Consider the following 1,669-nt stretch of genomic DNA (forward strand, 5'->3'; position numbering starts at 1 on the left):
GTTCATACCTTTCTTCAAAATTAATCATCTTCACATATCAAAAAATAATCTGCTTGGAAAAATTCACTTACTGTTATGCCAAAGCCACTGCATATTTTACTAATAGTAGAAAGTGTAGGATTAGTTCCATGAAAAATATTTTTTAAGGTGGACTGTGGAATAGCAGCACGACATGCTAATGTATAATAAGTAATGCCTTGTTCTTTACACAAATCGGCAATTCTATTACAGACAGCTTGATTAGAAGTCATCGAACACCTCCTATATATAGTCCTAATTATAGATATAGTGTAACCGCTAATTTGAAAATATAGGTCTATATATAGCCTGCATCGAACAAAATGTGACAATTAATTTACAAGTTATAGCAGATATAAAAAATTAAGGAGTTTTTTATGTATTATAAGAAAAAAGCAATGTAGATTTTGGTACATAATGGCTGAAATACAAAATTAAAAAGGAGAAGAGATATGTTAAAGAAATTAATTACTTCAGAATCTGTCACCGAAGGACATCCAGATAAAATATGTGATCAAATTTCAGACGCTATTTTGGATGCTATTATGGAAAAAGACCCTTATGGTCGTGTTGCGTGTGAAACATGTATAACTACGGGCTTAGTGCTTGTCATGGGTGAAATTACAACAAATGCTAACATTGATGTTCCTAGTATTGTCAGAAATACGGTTCGCAAAATTGGGTATAATGATTCAAAATATGGCTTTGATGCAGATACCTGTGGAATTATTGTATGTTTAGATAAACAGTCAGAAGATATTGCTTTGGGAGTAAATGAAGCATTGGAAGCTAAAGTAAAAAAAGATAAAGCTGAAATTGGAGCTGGGGATCAGGGAATGATGTTTGGATATGCGACAAATGAAACCAAAGAGTATATGCCCCTTCCGATTGTGTTAGCACATAAATTATCAAAACAGTTATCAAATGTTAGAAAAAGTGGAAGATTGAAGTATTTGAGGCCAGATGGAAAAACGCAAGTGACTATTGAATATGATGGGAATATACCAAAAAGAATAGACACTATTGTATGTTCAGTGCAACATGATGAAAATATTAGCCAAGATAAAATTTATAAAGATATTCTTAAATATGTGATTGAAGATATAATACCAGAGGGATTGATGGATGATAATACAAATGTGTATGTTAATCCAACAGGACGTTTTGTGATTGGTGGTCCACATGGAGACAGTGGAGTTACAGGAAGAAAAATTATTGTAGATACGTATGGTGGATGTGCACATCATGGTGGTGGTGCCTTTTCAGGAAAAGACTGTACAAAAGTGGACAGATCAGCAGCATATATGGCACGATATCTTGCTAAAAATATTGTTGCAGTGGGATTAGCAGAAAAATGTGAGGTACAATTATCCTACGCCATAGGAATCGCAAATCCAGTTTCTGTTAATGTTAATACATTTGGAACAGGTAAAAAAGATGATGAACTGCTTGCAGAATTTATTTATAATAATTTTGATCTTACACCATCAGGAATAATTGATATATTTAAACTCCGCCGGCCAATTTATGAACAGGTAGCATCTTATGGACATTTTGGGAGAACTGAATTAAATCTTCCATGGGAGCAATTAGATACAAAAAAATTTTTAGGCATTTTAGAAGTGTAAACTTGTTATGAGAGAAGATATAT

At 33.0% G+C, this 1,669-nt stretch carries 2 protein-coding genes; one reads left to right on the top strand and one right to left on the bottom strand.

What is annotated here, in order from left to right; translation table 11 throughout:
* Nucleotides 1–20: 20 nt before the first annotated feature.
* Nucleotides 21–251: a helix-turn-helix transcriptional regulator gene (locus tag I2D69_RS19680; RefSeq protein WP_117846394.1), complete on the bottom strand. Its 231-nt coding sequence runs from the start codon at nt 249–251 to the stop codon at nt 21–23.
* A 219-nt stretch (nt 252–470) separates the two neighbouring features.
* Between I2D69_RS19680 and metK the strand changes: the two genes are divergently transcribed.
* Nucleotides 471–1,646, top strand: a complete 1,176-nt coding sequence (gene metK, locus I2D69_RS19685) for a methionine adenosyltransferase (protein WP_117846393.1) — start codon at nt 471–473, stop codon at nt 1,644–1,646.
* Nucleotides 1,647–1,669 lie beyond the last annotated feature (23 nt).

Origin of the sequence: Ruminococcus sp. D54t1_190329_F1 (assembly GCF_015551645.1) — a bacterium.
Lineage (GTDB): Bacteria > Bacillota > Clostridia > Lachnospirales > Lachnospiraceae > Blautia_A > Blautia_A faecis.